Source organism: Pseudomonas sp. KB-10 (genome assembly GCF_018221585.1).
GTDB classification, from domain to species: Bacteria; Pseudomonadota; Gammaproteobacteria; order Pseudomonadales; family Pseudomonadaceae; genus Aquipseudomonas; species Aquipseudomonas yangonensis.
The window spans coordinates 78,062-99,691 of the sequence record NZ_QYYB01000001.1 but is presented as its reverse complement, the minus strand read 5'-3'; the positions used below and the strand labels follow the sequence as shown (position 1 = coordinate 99,691).

At 64.5% G+C, this 21,630-nt stretch carries 23 protein-coding genes; 12 read left to right on the top strand and 11 right to left on the bottom strand.

Translation table 11 applies throughout. From position 1 onward, the window contains the following. Positions 1-78: 78 nt before the first annotated feature. The 9 genes from azu to DXK50_RS00415 all read right to left on the bottom strand — a co-directional run bounded on the left by azu (position 79) and on the right by DXK50_RS00415 (position 7,311). Complete coding sequence (gene azu / locus DXK50_RS00455; protein WP_024306788.1) at positions 79-528, bottom strand: azurin; 450 nt, start codon at positions 526-528, stop codon at positions 79-81. Between the two features lie 388 nt (positions 529-916). Further along, positions 917-1,852 (bottom strand): DUF808 domain-containing protein, encoded by a 936-nt coding sequence (locus DXK50_RS00450; protein ID WP_212628977.1) that lies wholly within the window; start codon positions 1,850-1,852, stop codon positions 917-919. Positions 1,853-1,917: 65 nt separating this feature from the next. After that, complete coding sequence (locus tag DXK50_RS00445) at positions 1,918-2,505, bottom strand: LOG family protein (RefSeq protein ID WP_161864748.1); 588 nt, start codon at positions 2,503-2,505, stop codon at positions 1,918-1,920. Between the two features lie 235 nt (positions 2,506-2,740). Further along, positions 2,741-3,355, bottom strand: a complete 615-nt coding sequence (locus DXK50_RS00440; RefSeq protein ID WP_212628976.1) for a LysE family transporter — start codon at positions 3,353-3,355, stop codon at positions 2,741-2,743. A 719-nt stretch (positions 3,356-4,074) separates the two neighbouring features. Further along, the gene (locus DXK50_RS00435) at positions 4,075-4,647 is read right to left on the bottom strand and encodes a HupE/UreJ family protein (protein WP_161864750.1); all 573 of its coding nucleotides are present in this window, start codon (positions 4,645-4,647) and stop codon (positions 4,075-4,077) included. A gap of 21 nt (positions 4,648-4,668) precedes the next feature. After that, positions 4,669-5,283 carry an urease accessory protein UreG gene (gene ureG, locus DXK50_RS00430; protein ID WP_003246865.1) on the bottom strand — a complete coding sequence of 205 codons (615 nt, stop codon included), beginning with the start codon at positions 5,281-5,283 and terminating at the stop codon, positions 4,669-4,671. Positions 5,284-5,299: 16 nt separating this feature from the next. Then, complete coding sequence (locus DXK50_RS00425; protein ID WP_212628975.1) at positions 5,300-5,974, bottom strand: urease accessory protein UreF; 675 nt, start codon at positions 5,972-5,974, stop codon at positions 5,300-5,302. A 37-nt stretch (positions 5,975-6,011) separates the two neighbouring features. Next, the gene (ureE, locus tag DXK50_RS00420; RefSeq protein ID WP_161864752.1) at positions 6,012-6,512 is read right to left on the bottom strand and encodes an urease accessory protein UreE; all 501 of its coding nucleotides are present in this window, start codon (positions 6,510-6,512) and stop codon (positions 6,012-6,014) included. Positions 6,513-6,675: 163 nt separating this feature from the next. After that, complete coding sequence (locus DXK50_RS00415; protein ID WP_003246868.1) at positions 6,676-7,311, bottom strand: TetR family transcriptional regulator; 636 nt, start codon at positions 7,309-7,311, stop codon at positions 6,676-6,678. Between the two features lie 148 nt (positions 7,312-7,459). Here DXK50_RS00415 and DXK50_RS00410 point away from each other — a divergent pair, with 148 nt between their 5' ends. Both DXK50_RS00410 and DXK50_RS00405 read left to right on the top strand, forming a co-directional pair. Then, positions 7,460-8,548, top strand: coding sequence for a ferredoxin reductase (locus DXK50_RS00410; RefSeq protein WP_212628974.1), 1,089 nt, complete (start codon positions 7,460-7,462; stop codon positions 8,546-8,548). Further along, on the top strand, positions 8,545-9,627 hold the full coding sequence (locus tag DXK50_RS00405) for a fatty acid desaturase family protein (protein WP_461818088.1): 1,083 nt from the start codon (positions 8,545-8,547) through the stop codon (positions 9,625-9,627). The genes DXK50_RS00410 and DXK50_RS00405 overlap by 4 nt, the downstream gene beginning before the upstream one ends. 72 nt (positions 9,628-9,699) lie before the next feature. On the opposite strand, the gene DXK50_RS00400 is transcribed toward DXK50_RS00405, so the two are convergent. Beyond that, complete coding sequence (locus DXK50_RS00400; protein ID WP_212628972.1) at positions 9,700-10,227, bottom strand: hypothetical protein; 528 nt, start codon at positions 10,225-10,227, stop codon at positions 9,700-9,702. A 276-nt stretch (positions 10,228-10,503) separates the two neighbouring features. Between DXK50_RS00400 and DXK50_RS00395 the strand changes: the two genes are divergently transcribed. The 8 genes from DXK50_RS00395 to DXK50_RS00360 all read left to right on the top strand — a co-directional run bounded on the left by DXK50_RS00395 (position 10,504) and on the right by DXK50_RS00360 (position 19,897). After that, positions 10,504-11,403 carry an AEC family transporter gene (locus DXK50_RS00395; RefSeq protein ID WP_212628971.1) on the top strand — a complete coding sequence of 300 codons (900 nt, stop codon included), beginning with the start codon at positions 10,504-10,506 and terminating at the stop codon, positions 11,401-11,403. A 92-nt stretch (positions 11,404-11,495) separates the two neighbouring features. Continuing rightward, positions 11,496-12,443: an alpha/beta fold hydrolase gene (locus DXK50_RS00390; RefSeq protein ID WP_212628970.1), complete on the top strand. Its 948-nt coding sequence runs from the start codon at positions 11,496-11,498 to the stop codon at positions 12,441-12,443. 158 nt (positions 12,444-12,601) lie between these two features. Then, positions 12,602-13,108 (top strand): TRAP transporter small permease subunit, encoded by a 507-nt coding sequence (locus DXK50_RS00385; RefSeq protein ID WP_212628969.1) that lies wholly within the window; start codon positions 12,602-12,604, stop codon positions 13,106-13,108. Further along, positions 13,108-14,433 carry a TRAP transporter large permease gene (locus tag DXK50_RS00380; RefSeq protein ID WP_161864759.1) on the top strand — a complete coding sequence of 442 codons (1,326 nt, stop codon included), beginning with the start codon at positions 13,108-13,110 and terminating at the stop codon, positions 14,431-14,433. The genes DXK50_RS00385 and DXK50_RS00380 overlap by 1 nt, the downstream gene beginning before the upstream one ends. A gap of 134 nt (positions 14,434-14,567) precedes the next feature. Further along, positions 14,568-15,605 carry a TRAP transporter substrate-binding protein gene (locus DXK50_RS00375; RefSeq protein ID WP_212628968.1) on the top strand — a complete coding sequence of 346 codons (1,038 nt, stop codon included), beginning with the start codon at positions 14,568-14,570 and terminating at the stop codon, positions 15,603-15,605. 253 nt (positions 15,606-15,858) lie between these two features. After that, on the top strand, positions 15,859-17,232 hold the full coding sequence (locus DXK50_RS00370) for a glutamine synthetase family protein (protein ID WP_212628967.1): 1,374 nt from the start codon (positions 15,859-15,861) through the stop codon (positions 17,230-17,232). A 98-nt stretch (positions 17,233-17,330) separates the two neighbouring features. Continuing rightward, positions 17,331-18,719 carry an aldehyde dehydrogenase family protein gene (locus tag DXK50_RS00365; protein WP_212628966.1) on the top strand — a complete coding sequence of 463 codons (1,389 nt, stop codon included), beginning with the start codon at positions 17,331-17,333 and terminating at the stop codon, positions 18,717-18,719. Positions 18,720-18,727: 8 nt separating this feature from the next. Next, complete coding sequence (locus DXK50_RS00360; RefSeq protein ID WP_212628965.1) at positions 18,728-19,897, top strand: iron-containing alcohol dehydrogenase; 1,170 nt, start codon at positions 18,728-18,730, stop codon at positions 19,895-19,897. Between the two features lie 4 nt (positions 19,898-19,901). Here DXK50_RS00360 and DXK50_RS00355 read toward each other — a convergent pair whose 3' ends face one another. Beyond that, positions 19,902-20,099 carry a hypothetical protein gene (locus DXK50_RS00355; protein ID WP_212628964.1) on the bottom strand — a complete coding sequence of 66 codons (198 nt, stop codon included), beginning with the start codon at positions 20,097-20,099 and terminating at the stop codon, positions 19,902-19,904. Between DXK50_RS00355 and dctP the strand changes: the two genes are divergently transcribed. Both dctP and DXK50_RS00345 read left to right on the top strand, forming a co-directional pair. After that, entirely contained in the window at positions 20,098-21,108 is a 1,011-nt protein-coding gene (gene dctP, locus DXK50_RS00350) for a TRAP transporter substrate-binding protein DctP (protein WP_161864765.1), read from the top strand. The genes DXK50_RS00355 and dctP overlap by 2 nt on opposite strands. Beyond that, on the top strand, positions 21,108-21,626 hold the full coding sequence (locus DXK50_RS00345) for a TRAP transporter small permease subunit (RefSeq protein WP_212628963.1): 519 nt from the start codon (positions 21,108-21,110) through the stop codon (positions 21,624-21,626). The genes dctP and DXK50_RS00345 overlap by 1 nt, the downstream gene beginning before the upstream one ends. The last annotated feature ends 4 nt before the right edge of the window (positions 21,627-21,630 follow it).

The window sequence follows — 21,630 nt, the reverse complement described above, 5'->3', positions numbered from 1 at the left end:
GAGCAGAGAGTACAGGCCAGGGTATTGCCGCTCGGATAGGCGGGGTGAAGGGCCTCGGTTGAGGCCCTTGGGGATGGCTTAGTCGACCAGCTTTACGCTGCCTTTCATCATCGAGTAGTGGCCAGGGAAGGAGCAGAAGAAGCTGTAGTCCTCGCCGGCGGCCAGCTTGCTGACATCGAAGGTCACCGAGGTGCTCTCGCCACCACCGATCAGATCGGTATGAGCGATGACGCGCTCATCGCCCGCCTTGAGGTAGCTGGCGTCCGGACCGGCGGGGATACCGTCGGTAGCGATGCCGGGCATGTCGGCGGTCTTGCTCAGCACCCAGTTGTGGCCCATGGCAGTCTTGGGCAGCGAGCCGGTGTGCTTGAGATTGACGGTAAAGGTCTCGCAGCTTTTGCTGACGGAGATGGCTTGGGTGTTGAAGGTCATCTGGTCGGTCGATTCGACATCCACCGAACATTCGGCAGCGAGCAGCGGAGTGCTGGCCAGGCCGAGCAGAGCGATTAGAGCGGCGTTACGCAACATCATGTGAATCCTCCAGATTCTGAGTTTCCGGTCAGGTCTGGACAGATTCGCACAGCTTTGAGTACTCGTGGGTGCGACCGAACGCCACGTGAGGTTATCCCGACAATCTGTGGGTAACTCTGTTGAGAAGCTCTGCAACGGCGCTCCAGCGCCTGATTTCGCGGGCTTTCTGGGTGGCTGGTCAGGTTTTGCTCAGGGCGCCCCTGCCAAGCAAAAAAATCCTTTGTAATGAATTGATTGGAGGTGCGCAGAGAAAATGTGCGGGCTTCTGTCGAGCTGCGCTGGCTTATCCCCGTAAAGCGTGGAGCAAGCTGTGGATAAGCTTGGGGAAGTGCGTGCCGGCCGCACCGGTAGAAGGGTACCGCCGGCTGATCATGAAGTGATCGTCTCAGCTGTTCCTGGATGAGCGAAGCATCTGCCAGACGCGAGTGCCAAGGGCAACCAGCGGCAGGCTGAGCATACCGGCGAGCACACCCAGCAGGGCATTGAGCAGCGTCGGCACCAGCGCCGAAAGTAGCTGTCCTGCATCCTGGGCTACCCACTGCGCGGCGTGATGCACGGCGGCATCGACGGGCGGCAGGCCGTGGCTGAGGATGCCGCCACCGACCATGAACATGGCTGCGGTGCCGATCACCGACAGTGCCTTCATCAACCAGGGTGCGAGACGCAGGATGCCGCGGCCACAGGCCTGGGCGAAGGTGCTGGGGCGCTGGCTGAGGTAAAGCCCGGCATCGTCCAGTTTGACGATACCGGCCACCAGCCCGTATACGCCGGCGGTCATCACCAGGGCAATGCCGCTTAGCACCAGTACCTGATTGAGAAAACTGGCGGTAGCGACGGTGCCGAGGGTGATGGCGATGATTTCCGCGGAGAGAATGAAGTCGGTGCGCACGGCGCCGCGAATCTTGTCGCGCTCGAATGCCACCAGGTCGATCGCAGGGTCGGCTATCACCTCCAGACGTGCCTGCTGTTCCTCGGGTTCATGCCGATGCAGCAATTTGTGCAGCAGTTTCTCCGCGCCTTCGTAACAGAGAAACAGACCGCCGAGCATCAGCAAGGGCACCACCAGCCAGGGCGCCACGGCGCTGATCAGCAGCGCGGCCGGCACTAGGATCGCCTTGTTCACCAGCGAGCCCTTGGCCACGGCCCAGACCACCGGCAATTCGCGGTCCGCGCGCACGCCTGTGACCTGCTGGGCGTTGAGTGCGAGGTCGTCACCCAGCACGCCGGCGGTCTTGCGCGCGGCGATCTTGGTCATGGTGGCGACGTCATCAAGGACAGTGCTGATGTCGTCGATCAGGGCGAGCAGGCTGCTTCCGGCCATGTTGCGGCTTCCGTAGGGAGAGAAGCCGCAGAGCGTAGCATTGTGTTACATGTCTGCGTAAAGGCTCAGACGGGCGAGCGGTCCACCCACTTCGGTGCTGCACTGGGACGCCACTCGTTCAGGGCGTCGAGCAGGTCCTGCGGGCTGTCTGCGATCTGCAGCATCTCGCGGTGCTGCGGGCGCACGAAGCGTTCGGCCACCAGGTGATCGAGAAAATCCCCCAGCTTGCTGTAGAAGCCATTCACCTCCAGCAGGCCCAGTGGCTTGGCGTGGTAGCCCAGCTGGCCCCAGGTCCAGACCTCGAACAGCTCTTCCAGGGTGCCGAGGCCGCCGGGCAGGGCGATGAAGGCGTCGGCCAATTCTGCCATGCGCGCCTTGCGTGCGTGCATGCCATCCACCACTTCCAGGCAGGTCAGGCCACGATGGCCGATTTCGGCACGCTCCAGGCTCTGCGGGATGATGCCGATGACCTCGCCACCGGCATTCAGCGCTGCATCGGCGACCACACCCATCAGGCCGACGGCGCCGCCGCCATAGATCAGCCGTACGCCGCGTTCGGCCAGGTGCTGGCCGAGCGCTTCGGCGGCCTGACGATAGACGGGACTGGCGCCGGGGCTGGCACCACAGAAGACACAGACGCTACGCAGGGACATTGACGAACTCCTTGACTGAGTGCGCCAAGGTTAACCAGCCGCCGGGCTGCCACCAAGGGTCAGTGGCGTGTATCGATGCCGCAGGTGGCGCAGGCGTAGCTGGCGAGCAGTTGCTTGAGCAGGTCGTTGAGGTGCATGGCGCGGCTTCCTGACGCGGGGACATGGGTGCAGGCTAGTCCCGCCGCTGACGTCGCGCCCTTAGATTGTTTCGATGAGGACGATAGCCGTCACTCCATCACATCAGCTCCAGCGCACTCATCCCGGCCAGGCCCAGCAGCACCACGCCGCAAGCCGCGTAAGTCAGACGGTGCCAGATCAACGACGCGGCGCGGCGAAACCAATCCACCAGGCCGGCGCAGATGAAACACCAGAGCAGCGAGGACACCATGAAGCCGGCGAAGAACACCGCCAGGTGGGTCGGCGTTGGCTGGGCTACGCCGATGGCCGCCATCGCCCCGCCCATGGCCGCCCAGTAGACGATGTTCTGCGGGTTGGTCAGCGACAACGCGGCACCCGCGGCGAAAGCACTGCCAGCCGCGACCTGGCCGCCGTCGTTCGGCTGCGGCGGGCGATGGGCGTCGCGCAACGACTGATAGCCGAGCCAGGCCAGATACAGGGCGCTGGCCAGGGTCAGGGGATAACGGATCTGCGCGCTGTCGAGCAGCAGCGCCAGACCGGTCAGGCCGAGGGCCGCCCAGGTGGCGTCGCCGACCAGCGAGCCAATCTGCACCAGCAAGGCGGGGCGATAGCCGTCACGCAAGCCGCGGCGCAACGTTTCGCTGAACACGGCTCCCGGGGCGGCGTTGAACACGAAGCCCAGGACCATGGCGGCGAGAAAGAAACTGAACATGAAGCGTCCTTAACAGGCAGGAGAACGGAGGCTACTGACCCAAAGCAGGGAGTGTGCCGGGAAATGAAAATAAAGTTTTCCACGCAGGCTGTTGAAAGAATTGTGGATAAGCTGGTGGTTCTCGCCTGTGAAACCCTAGAAACGCCGCTTTCATCCTGTTGGTGAAGATTTGAGCAGGCGGGATTTTCCTTTGTGCACAGGCACTTGACATGTTCCCAAGGTGTATAGACAGGGCCTTGGGCTTGTCCACGATAGTTGTGGGTGATGTTGTTGATAACTTCTGTACCCATTGCTGAATCCCACGTATTACAAGTACTTCAGCGCTTTGTGTGATTTTTGTACAGCGCTGCGTGATGCCCGCCCGAGATAGAAAACGCGCAGTTTTGTCCATAGCCTGGGAGGGCCCAACGCGGCAACGTGCTGGTTATCCCCGGAAACTGTTGATCTTCCTGTGCATAAGTTGGGGGCGGGTTTTGTCGCGACCCGTCGTTGCTGCGGCTCAGGCAACCGCTGAGTTTTTCGCCAGCCTGCTCAGCGGGCGCCGGCACGGGTCTTCGGGCGGGGCTTGCCGGACGCGTGAGTCACGCGAGTGTCGGCAAGGCCGCTCCGACCAGCAGCGGGGCGAGGGTGAGGCGCTGCATGAGACAGGGCTTCGGGCACGGCTCGGAGCGTTGTGACCCAGCGACGCGATACCCGTTACCGCGCAGTACCAAATATATTCAGCTCGCCAGCAGCCAGACACCGGTTACTGCCGAAGCGCTGCCAGCGATACGCACCAGCGGTGCCGCTGCTTGCGGCAGGAAACGCACCAGGGCGAAGCCGATGGCATGCAGCGCTGCGGTGGCGGCGACGAAGCCGACGGCGTAGCCGAAGGGGCTGGCCAGGTCCGGCAGCTCCAGGCCGTGGGCGACGCCGTGGGTCAGGGCGAATAGCGCAGTCAGGGTCATGGAGGCGGCCATCGGCAGGCGCGCCGCCACGGCCACCAGCAGACCGAAGGCCAGCACCGAGCCGGCGATACCGGTTTCCATCAGCGGGATTTCCACACCGGCGAAACCCAGCAGACCGCCAATCAGCATGCTGCCAACGAAGGTCACGGGCAGCGCCCAGCGCGCCGCGCCGCTTTGCTGCGCGGCCCACAGGCCGACGGCGAACATCGCCAGCAGGTGATCGAGGCCGAACACCGGGTGGGCCAGGCCGGCCATCAGCCCGGAATCGCCATGCCCGGGATGGGCGAACGCCAGCGCCGGGGTGCAGAGCAGGGCAATGGTGTGAAGAGTTTTGCGCAGATTCATGTGGATCTCCTTGAGGTGGAATCAGGCCGCCGTGAGCATGCCCTGGCGTTCGATGAAGGCGATGATCTCGTCGAGACCCTGGCCGATTTTCTGATTGCTGAAGACGAAGGGTTTGTCGCCGCGCATCTTCAGGGTGTCGCGCTCCATCACTTCCAGCGAGGCGCCGACCATGGGCGCCAGGTCGACCTTGTTGATCACCAGCAGGTCGGATTTGCAGATGCCCGGGCCGCCCTTGCGCGGCAGCTTGTCGCCGGCCGATACGTCGATCACGTAGAGGGTCAGGTCGGACAGCTCAGGGCTGAAGGTGGCCGACAGGTTGTCGCCGCCGGACTCGACGATGATCAGGTCCAGGCCGGGGAAGCGGCGGTTGAGCTGTTCCACGGCCTCCAGGTTGATCGAGGCGTCTTCGCGGATGGCGGTGTGCGGGCAGCCGCCGGTTTCCACGCCGATGATGCGCTCGGGCTCCAGGGCCTCGTTGCGCACCAGGAACTGGGCGTCTTCCTGGGTGTAGATGTCGTTGGTGACCACGGCGATGTTGTAGCGCTCGCGCAGAGCGCGGCACAGGGCCAGGGTGAGGGCGGTCTTGCCGGAACCGACCGGGCCGCCGATACCGACACGCAGAGGTTGGCTGTTCATGTGCTGATGTTCCTCGTCAGGAGCGGAAGAGACGCGAGTACTGGCGCTCGTGCGCCATGCTCGCCAGGGCCAGGCCGAAGGCGGCGCTGCCCCAGTGTTCGGGGGAAAGGCTGGCAGCCTGCAGCTGGGCGGCCTCGAGCGTTGGCAGCAGGCGGCTGGTCAGGCGCTGGGCGGCCTGCTGGCCCAGCGGCAGCACCTTCATCAGGACGGCCAGCTGATTTTCCAGCCAGCCCCAGAGCCAGGCGGCCAGGGCATCGTCCGGGGTGATCTGCCAGGCGCGTGCGGCCAGCGCCCAGGCCAGGGCCAGGCCCGGTTCGTGATGGCTTGCGAGCAGTTCACGCGCGGCTTCGTCCAGCTCGGGCAGGCCTTCGAGCAGTTGCCGCAGCGAGTAGCCCATCTGCCGGCTTTCCAGTGCAAGTTCGCGGGTTTCGCGGCTGGCGCGGTGCCGTTCGGCCAGTTCCTGCAGGCGCGGCCAGTCGCACTCGTGCGCGGCGCGGCAGTGAGCCAGCAGCAGCGGCGCTTCGAAGCGGGCGAGGTTGAGCGTCAACTGATCGGCCAGCCAGCGTTCGGCGGCGTCGGCATCCTGGATCAGGCCGCTGTCGATGGCCCACTCCAGGCCTTGTGAGTAGCTGTAACCGCCGATGGGTAGCTGCGGGCTGGCCAGGCGCAGCAGGGCCCAGGCCGGTTTCATGAGCAGACCCCGATACGCGCGGGCGACGTCGCTTGGCTCACTTGCGCACACCGAACTGGTGCAGGCGCGGGCCGTAGTTGAACTCCTCGTCGCCATGATGGGAGTGATGGTGACCGCCGCCATAGGCGCCCTGCTCGGGCTGATAGGGCGCCTGGATGGCTTCGACCGTGGCGCCGAGCTGTTCGAGCATGGCCTTGAGCACGTAGTCGTCGGGCAGGCGCAGCCAGCCGTCGCCCAGTTGCAGGGCGACATGGCGGTTACCCAGGTGATAGGCGGCGCGCATCAGCTCGAAGGGGCTGGCGCAGGTGACATGCAGCAGCGGCTCGGGCTTGGCGCGCACGCGCACGATGCGTCCGTCCTTGGCCTGCAGAAACTCACCATCGGCCAGTGCCGGTTGGCCGCGTTCGAGGAACAGGCCGACCTCCTCGCCTGCCGTGGTGAAGCAGCGCAGGCGGCTTTTGCTGCGGGCTTCGAAGGTCAGTTCCAGTTCGGCGTCCGCAGCAGCCTGCGGCGCGATTCGGGTGTGGATCACCAGCATGCGTATCTATTCCGGGGCAATGTGCCCGGAAATAGTGCAAGTGGCTTGCCAAGGCCGAAGAGTGGCGCAGGACGGGGCGTTCAGGCGCTCTGTGGATAACTTGGCGAAGCGGTCAGGATTTATTTGGTGCGTTTTCGCTGCGTGCGCACGCTTGTGGTGCGTGCTATTCGGAGGGCTTGCCCAGGCCCAGCCAGTGCTTGCCGCCGATCATGATGAAGCGCAGCTGCTGGATGATCTTGGCTTCGGCGCTGAGGTGCGCCGGCAGATTCTCCGCCGGCGGGTCGATCAGTTCGGGCAGGGTGGCGAACACCGTCTTTACCACCAGATCCGACACCACGTCGAGGCCGGCATCGTCGAGCTGCGGCATGCGGTTCATCAGCTTGAGGTCAGCGGCCAGGTCGCTGGTGATGCGTTCGCGCAGGGCGGCGATGGCCTGGCGCACCGGTTGCGAGCCGCCGTACTGCTCGCGGGCCAGAAACAGGAACTGGCCATGGTTGGCGGCCACTTCGGCGAGGAAGATGCGCACCGAGGCGTCGATCATGCCGCGCATCTCGAACTCGTGACGACGCACCTGGCGGATCGCCGCGCGGAAGGTTTCGCCCACCTCCGCCACCAGCGCCAGGCCCAGCTCGTCCATGTCGGCGAAATGGCGATAAAAACCGGTGGGCACGATGCCGGCGACGCGGGTCACTTCGCGCAGGCTCAGGCTGCCAAAGCCGCGGCCGCTCTCCATCAGGGTGAGCGCGGCTTCCATCAGGGCCTGGCGGGTCTGCTGCTTCTGTTCGGCGCGTGGCGTCATGTGAGATCGGGTCGTTGAGCGATGCCGCACTCTAGCAAATGCGCGGCGCCAGCGTCGAACCATGCCGGGCAGCTTTCAGTGAACAAGTGTTGACTGAGATGAGGCGGTTCTGTCAGCCTTGTGCACAAGTGTTCACTGGAATCGATTTATGGCTCTGCTTTCCCTGGCGCTGGCACGGAATGTCGCGCGCGGCCTGCAACCGCTGCGCCGGCTCTGTGCGTCCGGCTGGCTGCGCGAGGCGGACGTCGACCTGTGCCTGCGTCTGCTGCATCCGGCGCTACGCCTCAATCGCGTGTTCGCCCTGGTCGAGGCACGCCGTTGGGTGGCCGACGAAATGCTGGCAATCGAGTTGCGCTGCAACGGCAATGCGCATGACTGGCGAGCCGGACAGCACGTTCAGCTCTATCTGGAACAGGACGGTGTGCGCCACGGGCGCAGTTACAGCCTGACCAGGGTGACGGCCGACGGGCGCATCGAACTCGCGATCAAGCGCCAGCCGGGCGGACGCCTGTCCAATTTGCTGCTCGATCGTCTGGCGGTTGGCGAAGTGATCGAGCTGGGCCAGGCCTTCGGCGATTTCGCCTGGCCGCAGGGGCAGGGCGCCGTGCTGTTGCTGGCGGCCGGCAGCGGCCTCACGCCCTTGCTCGGCCTGCTGCGTGACGCGCTGGCGCGTGGCTTCGCTGCGCCGGTGACGCTGCTGCATCAGGTGCGTCGCCAGGGGCAGCAGGCCTTTGCCGAGGAGCTGCAGGCGTTGGCGGCGCGTCATGCCAACTTGCAGGTGCGCTGGGCCTTCAGTGGTGATGTGGGTGGCCGCCTGACGGCCGCACAGCTGGTGGCGCTGCCGGGCGAGCACCTGTTGATATGTGGTCCGCGTGGTTTCGTCGAGCAGGCGTGCGGCTGGTGGCGCGATGCTGGGCGCGGGGCCAGCCTGCAGGCGGAAAGCTTCAGCCCGCTGCCGGTGCTGGCCGAGGCCGATACCGGCGAGGTTCATCTGCGCTTCGCGCGCAGCGGCCAGCAGGTTTCGGGCAACGGCAATGCCAGTCTGCTGGAGCAGGCCGAGGCCAGCGGGCTGCGCCCGGCTCATGGCTGTCGTCAGGGCATCTGCACCAGCTGCACCTGCCTGCTGCTGGCCGGCACGGTGCGCGATCTGCGTAGCGGCGAGCTGTTCGCCGAACCCAATCAACCCATTCGCTTGTGCGTCAGCGCCCCACATGGGGATGTGGAGATCGACCTGTGACGACCCGCCTCGACCGTGAACTGAGCCCCGCCGAACTCGAAGCCTTCGGCCAGGAACTGGATGCCCTGCGCCAACGCACCCTGGCCGATCTGGGCGAGGCCGATGCGCGCTACATTCGCCGTGTACGCGCGGCCGTGCGCGGGTGCTGCTGGACTGGTCGTGCGCTGCTGATGCTCGGCTGGTTCCCGCCGACCTGGCTGCTCGGCACCCTGCTGCTGGGCCTGGGCAAGATCCTGGAGAACATGGAGCTGGGCCACAACGTGATGCACGGCCAGTACGACTGGATGAACGACCCGGAATTCGCCGGTCGCCAGTACGAATGGGACATCGTCGGGCCGGCCGATTTCTGGCGGCACACCCACAATCACGTGCACCACACCTACACCAACGTGCTGGGTATGGACGATGACGTCGGCTACGGCGTGGTGCGCCTGTTCCCCGAGCAGCGCTGGAAGCCGTTCTATCGCTGGCAACCCCTGTGGGTGACGATCCAGGCGCTGCTGTTCCAGTACGCCGTGGCCATTCAGCACCTGCGCCTGGACAAGCTGGTCAAGGGACGTATCAGCAAGGAGGAGGTACGGCCGCTGGCACGTCGGTTCGGCGCCAAGCTGATGCGGCAATGGGGCAAGGACTATCTGGCGTTTCCGCTGCTGGCGCTTCTGCTCGGCGCCAATGCACTGGCCGTACTGAGCGGCAACCTGGTGGCCAATCTGCTGCGCAATCTGTGGACCTTTCTGGTGATCTTCTGTGGTCACTTCACCGAGAAGGCGGAGGTATTTGCACCTGAAATACTGGAGGGGGAGACGCGCGGGCACTGGTACCTGCGTCAGCTACGCGGTTCCAGCAACCTGTCCGGTGGCCCGCTGCTGCATATCCTCACCGGCAACCTCAGCCACCAGATCGAGCATCACCTGTTCCCCGACCTGCCGGCGCGGCGCTATGCCGAGCTGGCGCGTGAGGTGCGCCTGATTGCCCAGCGCTATGGCCAGCATTACAACTGCGGCACCTTGTGGGGGCAGTTCGCGACCGTGCTGCGGCGCATCTGGCTTTACCGTCTGCCCCATGCCGGGATGGCATGAGCCACTCGGCTGATCCGATGGCGAACATAAAAAGCCCGGCTTTTGCCGGGCTTGTGGGTGTTGCAATAACGCTCAAACCGTGCGGCCGTGCTGCTCGATCAGGCGATCGGAGCCGCCTTCGGCCAGCTGAACGCGCTTGGCACCGGGGGTACGCTCGTAGCCGCCTTCGGCCAGCTGAACGCGCTGTGCGCCCGGGGTGCGCTCGTAACCGCCTTCAGCCAGCTGAACGTGCTTGGCACCGGGGGTACGCTCGTAGCCGCCTTCGGCCAGCTGAACGCGCTGTGCGCCCGGGGTGCGCTCGTAACCGCCCTCGGCCAGCTGAACGCGCTGAGCACCAGGGGTACGCTCGTAGCCGCCTTCGGCCAGCTGAACGCGCTGTGCGCCCGGAGTGCGCTCATAGCCGCCTTCGACCAGTTGGATGCGCTTGGCGCCGGGAGTGCGCTCCGAGCCATTCTCGGCCAGCGGTGCGACGGGTTGCAGTTGCACCTGGCTGTCTTTGGCTTCACCTACCAGCGGGAAAGGGGCACCGCTCGAGGCAGCGAATACGCTGGTGGTCATCAGGCTAAGGGCCAGGGCGGCGAGAGTCAGTTGCGCTTTCATGTCGATGTCTCCGTAGGGAGTAATAAGTGGCTTCGGAGTCAATTCTTCAGGACATGCGCGCAGATAAAAACTTGACTGGTCCGATAGTGAAAATCGATCCCCTCAATACTTGATCGGGACGCTCTATCTCGGGACTTACAGGTTGATGTCAAGCGCAGCGGCGAATGTTCCGCGAGGCATCGCGCTGACCGCTCGGCACGCGTATGCTTGGCGACCCCCCCCGCGGGTCGAGCTCGATCCGTCCGCTTAAGCACTACCCAGGAGGCAGGTTCAGCCATGCTCGCGGCACAGGCCATTTTGCCGATCTTCGCTCTGATCGTTCTCGGCTACCTGCTGGGCTGGCGGCAGTGGCTCACCACAGAGTCGGCGGCCGGCCTGGCCAACATCACCTTCAAGCTGTTCATGCCCACGCTGCTGTTCGCGGGTATCGCCAAGGCGTCGCTGGCCGAAGGCCTGTCGCCGATGCTGCTGCTGGCTTATTACCTGCCGGTGCTGCTGGTGTTCGCCGCGGTCAATGCGCTGGCGCACTGGCGGCGCGGTACGGCGACGCCGCTGGGGCTGGTGGCGGCGTTCTCCAATAACGTGCTGGTGGGCATCCCGCTGATTGCCAGCCTGATGGGCAACGACGGCCTGCTCTACGTTTTCGCCATCCTGGTGTTCCACAGCCTAACGCTGTTTTCCCTGCACAGCTTTTACGCCGCCTTTGGCAGCCAGGAGCGTGTCGACGGCCGGGCGCTGCTGAAGAACCTGGCCAACCCGATGATCATCGGGTTGGGGTTGGGGGCGCTACTCAACCTGTCTGGACTGCAGGTGCCGGAAAGCCTGTGGCGGGCAATCACCTGGCTCGGTCAGGCTGCGTTGCCCTGTGCGCTGATCGTGCTCGGCGCCAGCCTGTCGCGCTATCGCCTGCGTCCGACCGGCGAGGCCTGGGGCGTGGCCTCGGCCAAACTGCTGCTGTTCCCGGCGCTGGTCTGGTGGCTCAGCGGCCAGCTTCCCGGCCTCAACGAGACCGCACGCAGCGTGCTGGTGCTGCTCGCCGCCTGCCCCAGCGGAGTCAACGTGATGGCCTTTGCCCGCACGGCTGAAGACAGCCGTAGCGTCAGCGCGGCGATTTCCCTCTCCACGCTGCTGGCGGCGATATCCCTGCCGTTTTGGATGCTGCTGGTGGGGTTCTGATCGCTCTTTCTGGTAATTCCCTCTTCCGGGCGATAGGCGTGTTTGGGGTGTCTGGCTAGCATCGCGCTTCCCCTCCGTTCAGGACTGCATCGATGAAACGACTCGCCCATGTGCTGCTCGGTCTGTTGCTGGTGTTCGGGCTGAGCCTTGCCGGTTTCGTCGTCCTCAACTGGGCGCCGGACCGTCCCGTCGGCGAGCTCAAGGCACGCTGGGCACCACCGCCCTCGCAGTTCGTCGATATCGCTGGAATGTCGGTGCACCTGCGTGACCAGGGGCGGCGCGATGACCCCGAGCCGATCCTGCTGCTGCACGGTACGTCCGCCAGCCTGCACACCTGGGAAGGCTGGGTGAACGAACTGGTCCCGCAGCGCCGGGTGATCAGCCTGGATCTGCCCGGCTTCGGCCTCACCGGGCCATTCGCCAATGGCGATTACCACGTCGAGCACTACACGGCGTTTCTCCTCGCCCTGCTCGATCACCTGCAGGTGAGGCGTGTCGTGCTGGTCGGCAACAGCTTCGGCGGCCAGCTGGCCTGGCGCTTCGCCCTGGCCCATCCCGAACGCAGCGCGCGGCTGGTGCTGGTGGACGCGGCCGGCTATCCGCGCAACGCCGAGTCGGTACCGATAGGCTTTCGCCTGGCAGGTATCCCGGCCTTGGCGCCGCTGATGAGCCGCTTGTTGCCGAGGAGCATGATCGAGTCGAGCGTGCGCAACGTTTATGGCGATCCGGACAAAGTCGACGAGGAACTGGTCGAGCGCTACTACCAACTGACGTTGCGCGAGGGTAATCGCCAGGCCTTGCGCCAGCGCTTCGCTCAGGCCCCCAGCGGCGAGTTGCATGAGCGTATCGGCGAGCTGCAACTACCCACGCTGATCATCTGGGGTGCGCGTGACCGGCTTATTCCTCCGGACAATGCCGAGCGCTTCGCCGCTGATATCGCGGGCAGCCAGCGCGTGCTGTTCGATGATCTTGGCCATGTGCCCCAGGAAGAGGACGCGCAGCGCACCGTTGCAGTGCTGATCGCCTTTTTGCAGCGCTGAGGCTCTAGCGCGGTATTTTCCAAGTGCTTGATTTTGTTCGTTGAAGTGCCAGGCGCTAAGGGGTGGCGCGTTTCCTGCTATGGCTCGGCGGGGCGGTTGGCTTTGGCGAATCTTCGTCTAGGCTGACGGGATAACGAACAAAAACAGCAGGAAACTGCATGCGCAACGGCATTAGAGCTTTCGTCCGGGTCGTGGACGCATTCAACCTGAGGGTCGGGCGTTTCGCCATGTACCTGATCTTCGCCATGCTGGCGGTGCTGCTGTATTCCTCGATCAGCAAGACCTTCTTCACCCCGTCGATCTGGACCCTGGAAAGCGCGCAGTTCCTCATGGTCGCCTACTTCCTGCTCGGCGGCGCCTACTCGATGCAACTCGACGCCCATGTGCGCATGGACCTGGCCTACAGCCGCTGGTCGCCACGCACCCGCGCCGTGGTCGATGCGATCACCGTGTTCATGCTGATCTTCTACCTGGTGATGCTGCTGGTCGGCGGCATTTCCTCCACCGACTACGCCATCGAATACAAGGAGACCAGCTATTCGGCCTGGTCGCCCTACATGGCGCCGATCAAGATCGTCATGTGCTTCGGCATCGCCCTGATGCTGCTGCAGGCCATCGCCACCTTCTTCAAGGATTTCTACGCCGCCCGTGGGGAGACGCTGTGATGAGCTACGAGCTGATCGCGCTGTTGATGTTCTCCTCGATGATGTTGCTGCTGCTTACCGGCAAGCGCGTGTTCGGTGCCATCGGTTTCGTAGCGGCCGCCGCGGCCCTGCTGTTATGGGGCGACGGCGGCTCGGAGATGGCCTTCAGCGCGGCGATGAAGCTGATGAAGTGGTACCCGCTGCTGACCCTGCCGATGTTCGTGTTCATGGGCTACATGCTTTCCGAGTCGGGCATCGCCGAAGACCTCTACAAGATGTTCCACGTGTGGATGGGCCCGCTGCCGGGCGGCCTGGCCATCGGCACCATCTTCCTCATGGTGGCAATCTCGGCGATGAACGGTCTGAGCGTGGCCGGCATGGCCATCGGCGCCAGCATCGCCTTGCCCGAGCTGCTCAGGCGTGGCTACGACAAGATCATGATCACCGGGGTGATCCAGGCCGGCAGTTCGCTGGGGATTCTGATTCCGCCCAGCGTGGTGCTGGTGCTCTACGGCATGATCGCGCGCCAGCCGGTGGGTCAGCTGTGGCTGGCCGGCGCCATTCCGGGGCTGATGATGGCCGGCATGTTCATGCTCTATATCGCCATTCGCTGCCGCCTGCAGCCGCACATGGGCCCGCCGCTGGCCAAGGCCGAGCGCGAGCAGATCAGCATGCCGGAGAAGTTGCGCCTGCTCAGCGCCGGGCTGGTGCCGCTGTTCATCTTCTTCACCATGACCGGCTTGTTCCTGCTGGGCTACACCAGCCTGGTGGAAAGCTCGGCGGTCGGCGCGGCGGCGGCGACCCTGGCAGCGCTGTTCAAGGGGCGCCTCAGCGGCAAGGTGATGGAGGAAACGCTGCGCAAGACGCTGGCCATCAGCTGCATGTTCATGTGGATCATCCTCGCCGCGCTGTGCTTCGGTGCGGTGTTCGACGGCCTCGGCGCGGTCAGGGCTATCGAGAACTTTTTCGTCGACAGCCTCCATCTGGGGCCCTGGCAGATTCTGATCATCATGCAGCTGTCGTTCATCCTGATGGGCATGTTCCTCGATGACACCGCCATGCTGGTGATAGTCGCGCCTCTCTATATTCCGCTGGTCGGCGCTCTGGGTTTCGACCTGGTCTGGTACGGCGTGCTCTACACCATCACCTGTCAGATCGCCTACATGACGCCGCCGTTCGGCTACAACCTGTTTCTCATGCGCGCCATGGCACCGCCCGAAGTGACACTGCGCGACATCTACGTCTCGGTCATCCCCTTCGTCATCATCATGGTCCTGGCGCTGACTCTGGTCATGGTCTTCCCGCAGCTGGCGCTTTGGTTGCCGCAGCTGCACTACGGCGGCTGATCAAAGGAAATCGGCGCGCCCCGCGCGCCAGCAGTCGAGCCGGCGCCTGCCGGTCACTGGCAAGGCTGTCGCGATGCCGCGACGGCAATGAGCGGTTGTATTGCATCTGCATCGACACTATTGGAGAGACCAGCATGAGTACGAGACGCGATTTCCTGAAAACCGCCGCGGTCGGCACCGCTGCCCTGGGCTCGGCGCACATCTACGCCGCCGAGCCGAAGAAGATCACCTGGCGCCTGCAGACCTACGCCGGCGCGGCGCTGGCCGAGCATGTGATCAAGCCCTCCATCGACGCCTTCAACAAGGCTGCCAACGGCCAGATGGAGATCAAGCTGTACTTCGCCGACCAGCTGGTGCCCACCGGCGAGCTGTTCCGCGCCATGCAGCGCGGCACCATCGACGCGGTGCAGAGTGACGACGACTCCATCGCCGCGCCGGTAGACGTTTCGGTGTTCGGTGGTTATTTCCCCTTCGCCACCCGTTACAGCCTCGACGTGCCGGTGCTGTTCGAGCAGTACGGGCTCAACGAGATCTGGGCCGAGGCGTACGGCGAGGTCAAGGGTGTGACCTGGCTCGGCGCCGGTGCCTGGGACCCCTGCCACTTCGCCACGGTGCAGCCGATCAGAAAGCTCGACGATCTCAAGGGCAAGCGCATCTTCACCTTTCCTACCGCTGGCAAGTTCCTCGCCCGTTTCGGTGTGATCCCGGTGACCCTGCCCTGGGAAGATGTCGAGGTGGCAGTGCAGACCGGCGAGCTGGACGGCATCGCCTGGTCCGGCATCACCGAGGACTACACGGTGGGCTGGGCCAACGTCACCAAGTACTTCCTCACCAACAACATCTCCGGCGCCTGGATCGGCTCCTATTTCGCCAACTCGGACAAATGGGCCGAGGTGCCGGAGCACCTCAAGACCCTGTTCAAACTGTGCATGGACAGCTCCAACTACTATCGCCAGCACTGGTACTGGGGCGGCGAGGCGCAACTGCGCGTGGAGGGCGGCAAGCTGGAGCTGACCTCGATCCCGGCCGAAGAATGGGCCATGGTGGAAGCCGAAGCGCAGAAATTCTGGGACGAGATCGCCAAGACCAGCCCGCGCTGCGCCAAAGTGGTGGATATCTTCAAGAAGTACAACGCGCTGATGGCCAAGGCGGGGGCGCCTTATCGCGGTTGAGGCCGTTGAGCCGGAGCGCCCGTACCTGGCGGTACGGGCGCGGCTTTATTCAGCCGCTGTACAGCGTCAGGTAGATTTTTCCCTCCGCTTGCCTGCCATCCCGGCAATCCTGTACCACACTCTATGAGCCTGAAACGGACGCTATACCAAGCGTCGTGCTGCGCTCTTGCGTCGTCGGCCCTGCCAGGCCAGTCATGAATGCCCAGCCCTGCGCTTGACCCGCTTGCCATAACAACAAGACACAGGGGTTAGCATGTTCAAACCACGGGATGTAAAGACCGTCGGCGAGGCCCGGCGCATCGTCGAGGAACGTGGCCTGAGCCACGTGAAGGTCGGTCTGTTCGACAACGATGGGGTGATGCGCGGCAAGTACATGAGCCGCAGCAAGTTCTTCTCCGCCCTCGAGCACGGCTTCGCCTTCTGCGACGTGGTGCTCGGCTGGGACGTCAAGGATCAGCTCTACGACAACACCCAGTACACCGGCTGGCACAGCGGCTACCCCGATGCGCCGGTGCGCATCCTGCCGCACACCTGTCGTGAGATTCCCTTCGAAAACGGCATGCTGCTGTTTCTCGCCGAGTTCGATCAGCAGGCCGAGGCGGTGTGCCCGCGCGGCACCCTGCGCCGGGTGATCGAACGCTGCCAGGCCATGGGCTTCGAGCCCTATGCGGCGCTGGAGTACGAGTTCTTCATGTTCGACGAAACGCCGGAGTCGGCGCGTGCCAAGGGCTTTCGCGACCTCAGGCCGTTCACGCCGGACTGGTTCGGCTACTCGATGATCCGCAACTCGGTGCACGCCGAGCTCTATCACCAGATCCTCGAAATGGGCGAGGCGATGGATTTTCCCATCGAGGGCCTGCACACCGAGACCGGGCCGGGCGTGCTGGAGGCGGCCATCGCCTATGACCGCGCCGAGGCGGCGGCGGACAAGGGCGCGCTGTTCAAGACCTTCATGAAGGTGCTGGCCCAGCGCAACGGCCTGATGGCCACCTTCATGGCCAAATGGTCGGGCAAGTATCCGGGGCAGAGCGGGCATATCCACGTGTCGCTGCGTGACCGTGCGAGCGACAAGTCGGCCTTCTTTGATCCCGATCAGGCGCACAACATGAGCACGCTGCAGCGGCATTTCCTCGCCGGGCAGCAGCGCCTGATGCCGGAATTCCTGTGCATGGTGGCGCCGACGCTGAACAGCTACCGGCGTCTGATTCCCGGCTTCTGGGCACCCACCGACGCCACCTGGGGGGTGGAGAACCGCACCGCGGCGCTGCGGGTGATCCCCGGCAGCGACAAGTCGCAGCGCCAGGAGTACCGCCTTGGCGCCGCCGACGGCAATCCCTTCCTGGCCTTGTCGGTGGCCATCGGCTCGGGGCTGTACGGAATCATGCAGCAGTGGGAGCCGACCGCGCCGGTCAGCGGCAACGCCTATGCGGTCAAGCACCCCGAGGAGCTGGCGCTACCGCGCACGCTGTGGGATGCGGCGCAGCGCCTGAAGGGCTCGCAGGCGGCGCGCGAGCTGTTCGGCGATGCCTTCGTCGAGCACTTCGCCGCCAGCCGCGAATGGGAAGAGCGCGAGTACCGCCGCCATGTCAGCGACTGGGAGCTGGATCGCTACTTCGAAATCATCTGATCCCCATTCCCGTAGCCCGGATGCAATCCGGGGCGGCTTTTCGTCGAGTGTCCCCGGAGTGCATCCGGGCTACGAAGGCAAGATTCGTGGAGCACCTAATGAGCAAACTGCAATGCATTTCCCCCATCGACGGCTCGGTCTATGTCGAGCGTCACCTGGCCTCCAACCCCGAGATCCAGGCCGCGCTGGCCAAGGCCGAGCTGGCGCAACAGGCCTGGAAGCAGACGCCGCTGCGTGAGCGCATCGCCATCGGTCGGCGCGCCATCGAAGCCTTCGCCGCACGTGAGAGCCAGCTGGCCGAGGAACTGTGCTGGATGATGGGCCGGCCGATCCGCTATGCCGCCGGCGAGATCCGCGGCTTCGTCGAGCGCGCCACGCATATGGCCGATATCGCCGAGGGGTCGCTGGCCGATATCCGCCTGCCGGACAAGCCCGGCTTCACCCGCTTCATCCGCCGCGAGCCGTTGGGCGTGGCACTGGTCATCGCGCCCTGGAACTACCCCTACCTGACCGCGGTGAATGCGGTGATGCCGGCACTGCTGGCAGGCAACGCGGTATTGCTCAAGCACTCGGCGCAGACTCCGTTGTGCGCCGAGCGCATGGTCGAGGCCTTTGCCGAGGCCGGCCTGCCCGAAGGCGTTTTCCAGTACCTGCACCTGAGCCACGGCGAGACCGAAGCACTGATTCGCGCGCCGACCATCAACCACGTCGCCTTCACCGGTTCGGTGCCGGGCGGGGCCATGGTCGAGCGGGCGGCGGCCGGGCGCTTCATCAGCGTCGGCCTGGAGCTGGGCGGCAAGGATCCGGCCTATGTGCGCGCCGACGCCGACCTGGCCCATGCGGTGGAAACCGCCATCGACGGCGCCTTCTTCAACTCCGGCCAATCGTGCTGCGGCATCGAGCGCATCTACGTGCACGAGTCGCTATACGACGCCTTCGTCGAGCAGGCGGTGGCGCTGGTGCGCCAGTACAAGCTGGGGCGCTCGGACGACCCGCAGATCACCCTGGGCCCGTTGGTGCGGGCCGAGGCTGCCGATTTCGTCCGCGCGCAGATCGCCGAGGCGGTCGCGCAGGGCGCCAGGGCGCATATCGACCCGGCAGAGTTTCCCCTGGATGCGCCGGGTACGCCCTATCTGGCGCCGCAGGTGCTGACCAACGTCAGCCATGAAATGCGCGTGATGACCGAAGAGTCCTTCGGCCCGGTGGTGGGTATTCAGAAGGTCGCCAACGACGAGGAGGCGCTGGCGCTGATGAACGACAGCGAGTTTGGCCTGACCGCGGCGATCTTCAGTCGCGACGTCGATGCTGCCATGGCCCTGGCCGATCGGGTGGAGGCTGGCACGGTGTTTCTCAACCGTTGCGACTACCTCGACCCGGGGCTGGCCTGGACCGGCGTGAAGCACTCCGGGCGCGGCTGCACCCTCTCAAGGGTCGGCTACGAGCAGCTGACCCGGCCGAAATCCTTCCACTTCAAGACTCAGCTGTGAGGCGCGCAATGACTCTCGATCAGTACCGCATGAACTGGAATTACCCCACCTCGATGCGCGTCGGCGTTGGCCGCATCAGCGAGCTGGCCGAGGCCTGCCGCCAGCTCGGCATGCGCGCGCCGCTGCTGTGTACCGACCCCGGCCTGGCCGCACTGCCGATGATCGACGCGGCACTGCGTCAGTGCCGCGATGCAGGCTTGAACGCAGGGCTGTTCTCGGCGATCAAGGGCAACCCCACCGGCGCCAACGTGATGGACGGTGTGGCCGCGTTCAAGGCCGGCGGGCATGACGGGGTGATCGCCTTCGGCGGCGGCTCGGCGCTGGATGCCGGCAAGGCCATCGCCCTGATGGTCGGCCAGGATCGGCCGCTGTGGGATTTCGAGGACGTCGGCGACAACGCCAGCCGGGTCAATGTCGCCGGCATGGCGCCGGTGGTGGCGGTGCCGACCACCGCCGGCACCGGCTCGGAGGTCGGCCGCGCCTCGGTGATCACCGACGAGGCGGCGCATATCAAGCGCATCATCTTCCACGCGCGCATGCTGCCGGCGCTGGTGATTCTCGACCCGGAACTGACGGTCGGTCTGCCGGCGAAGATCACCGCCGCCACCGGCATGGACGCGCTGTCGCACAGCCTGGAGGCCTTCTGCTCACCGCTGTTCCATCCCATGGCCGAGGGCATCGCCCTGGAAGGCATGCGCCTGGTGCAGCAGTACCTGCCGCGTGCGGTCAGTCAGGGCACCGACGTCGAGGCGCGGCTGCAGATGCTGGTGGCCTCGAGCATGGGCGCCACCGCCTTCCAGCGCGGCCTCGGTGCCATGCACGCGCTGGCCCATCCGCTGGGGGCGCTGTACGACGCCCATCACGGCCTGCTCAATGCGGTACTGATGCCTTACGTGCTGGTGGCCAATCGCGGCGCCATCGAGCCGCAGATGGAGAAGATGGCGCGCTACCTGGCACTGCCGGGCAGCGGCTTCGAGGCGGTGCTTGAGTGGGTGTTGGCGCTGCGCAGCGAAGTGGGTATCGCCCACTGCCTGGGCGAGATCGGCATCGACGATGCGCGCATCGAGCAGGTCGGACGCATGGCCGAGGTGGACCCCTCGGCCGGCACCAACCCCATCGTCTATTCGGCCAGCCAATACAGCGCGTTGTTCGACAAGGCGCTGCGCGGGGTGCTATAGGTCGTCACGGACGAAGCGCTGCGTGCGCTGCGTCAAGCTGGCGCAGGCGCTCTACCAGGGCGGCGCTCGTCGCAAACAGATAAGCGGAGGTCGCTTGTCTGTCGCTACGCTGGAGATAGAACGCCAAAGTATCAGCCTCCAGGTTTTTCATAAAAACGATAAGACTGATAACAGATAACACGGAATGGAGCATCTCAAACATGAAAAGACGTGATCTGATCAAGACCGCCGCAACCGGACTCGCCGCCGCCCCTCTGGCGATGGGCGCCACGTTCGCCAACGCCGCCGTCAATTTGCGTATGCAGACCTACTGGGGCAAAGAGGCCAACGACATTTTCAACGCCTTCGTCGATGACGTGAAGGTCGCCTCCAACAACGAGCTGCGCATCCGTCGTTACACCGGTAGCTCGCTGGTACCGGACGCAGAGATGTTTCAGGCCGTCGGCAAGGGCACCATCGACATGTGCCAGGGCTACGCCGGTTACTGGCCGGGCCAGCTGGATATCGCTTCGATCGAGGCAGGCCTGCCGGGCGCCTGGACCAATTACGACGAAGCCATGTACGTGATGGAGACCAAGGGCCTGATCGGCCTGATCCGCGAAGCCTACGCCGAGCACAACGTCCACTATCTTGGCCCGATCATGGGTGGCCCCTTCGACCTGCTGACCAAGCAACCGGTTAAGAGCCTGGACGACCTCAAGAAGATGAAGATCCGCGCGACCCCGAGCGTGGCGAAAATCCTCCAGCAGTTCGACATCCCGACCGTGTTCCTGCCCGGTTCCGAACTCTATGTCGGCCTGAGCACCGGCACCATCGACGGTGTCATCTACGCCGGTACCAACGAGTACCTGTCGATGAAGCTCTTCGAAGCGGCCAAGTACTACACGGCATTGAACATGGTCAGCCCGGGCTATACCGACCAGATGCTGGTCAACATGGACAAGTGGAAAGGGCTGACCGACGAGCAGCGCAAGTGCATCGAGCTGGGCTACGCCAGTCACGCGAGCAAGATGCACACCTGGATGGTCAGCGGCTCGATCGATGCGTCCACCACCGGCCACTTCGAGATGAGCGCGCTGCCGCCGGAAGACTCTGCCCGTCTGCGCAAGGCCGCAGAGGTCATCTGGGAAGAGGAAGCGGCCAAATCCGAGCGTAACAAGAAAGCCATCGACATCCTCAAGGAAGCCGCCAAGGCTACCGGGAGAGCCTGATGACGGGGATATCTCGCTTGCTCGATGCAATCGACGGGATATCCGAATTCACTGGCAAGGCCATCTCCTGGATGTGCCTTGCCATGATCGGCGTCCTCCTGTACGAAATCGCAGCTCGTTATTTTTTCCTCAGCCCGACCTCCTGGGCACACGAAAGCACCACCATGCTCTACGGCACCTTCTGCATCCTGGCCGGCGCCTATACCCACCGGCACCAGGCTCACGTGCGTAGTGAGGTGATCTATCACGTGCTGACATTACGCACCCGTGCGGTTCTCGATGTCATCACTGGTGGCGTGATGTTGGTGATCTTCAGCGTGTTCTTCTACATCGCCTGCCAGTTCGCGCTGGATTCCTGGCAGAGCCAGGAGGTGTCATCGAAGAGTACCTGGGGCGTGCCGATCTACCCGTTCAAGACCATGTTGCCGCTGGGTGTCGGCCTGGTGCTGCTGCAAAGCTTTGCGCACTGGATTCGGGATCTGCGTGTAGCTTTCAACCTGACACCCGAGAAAGCCTGAAGGC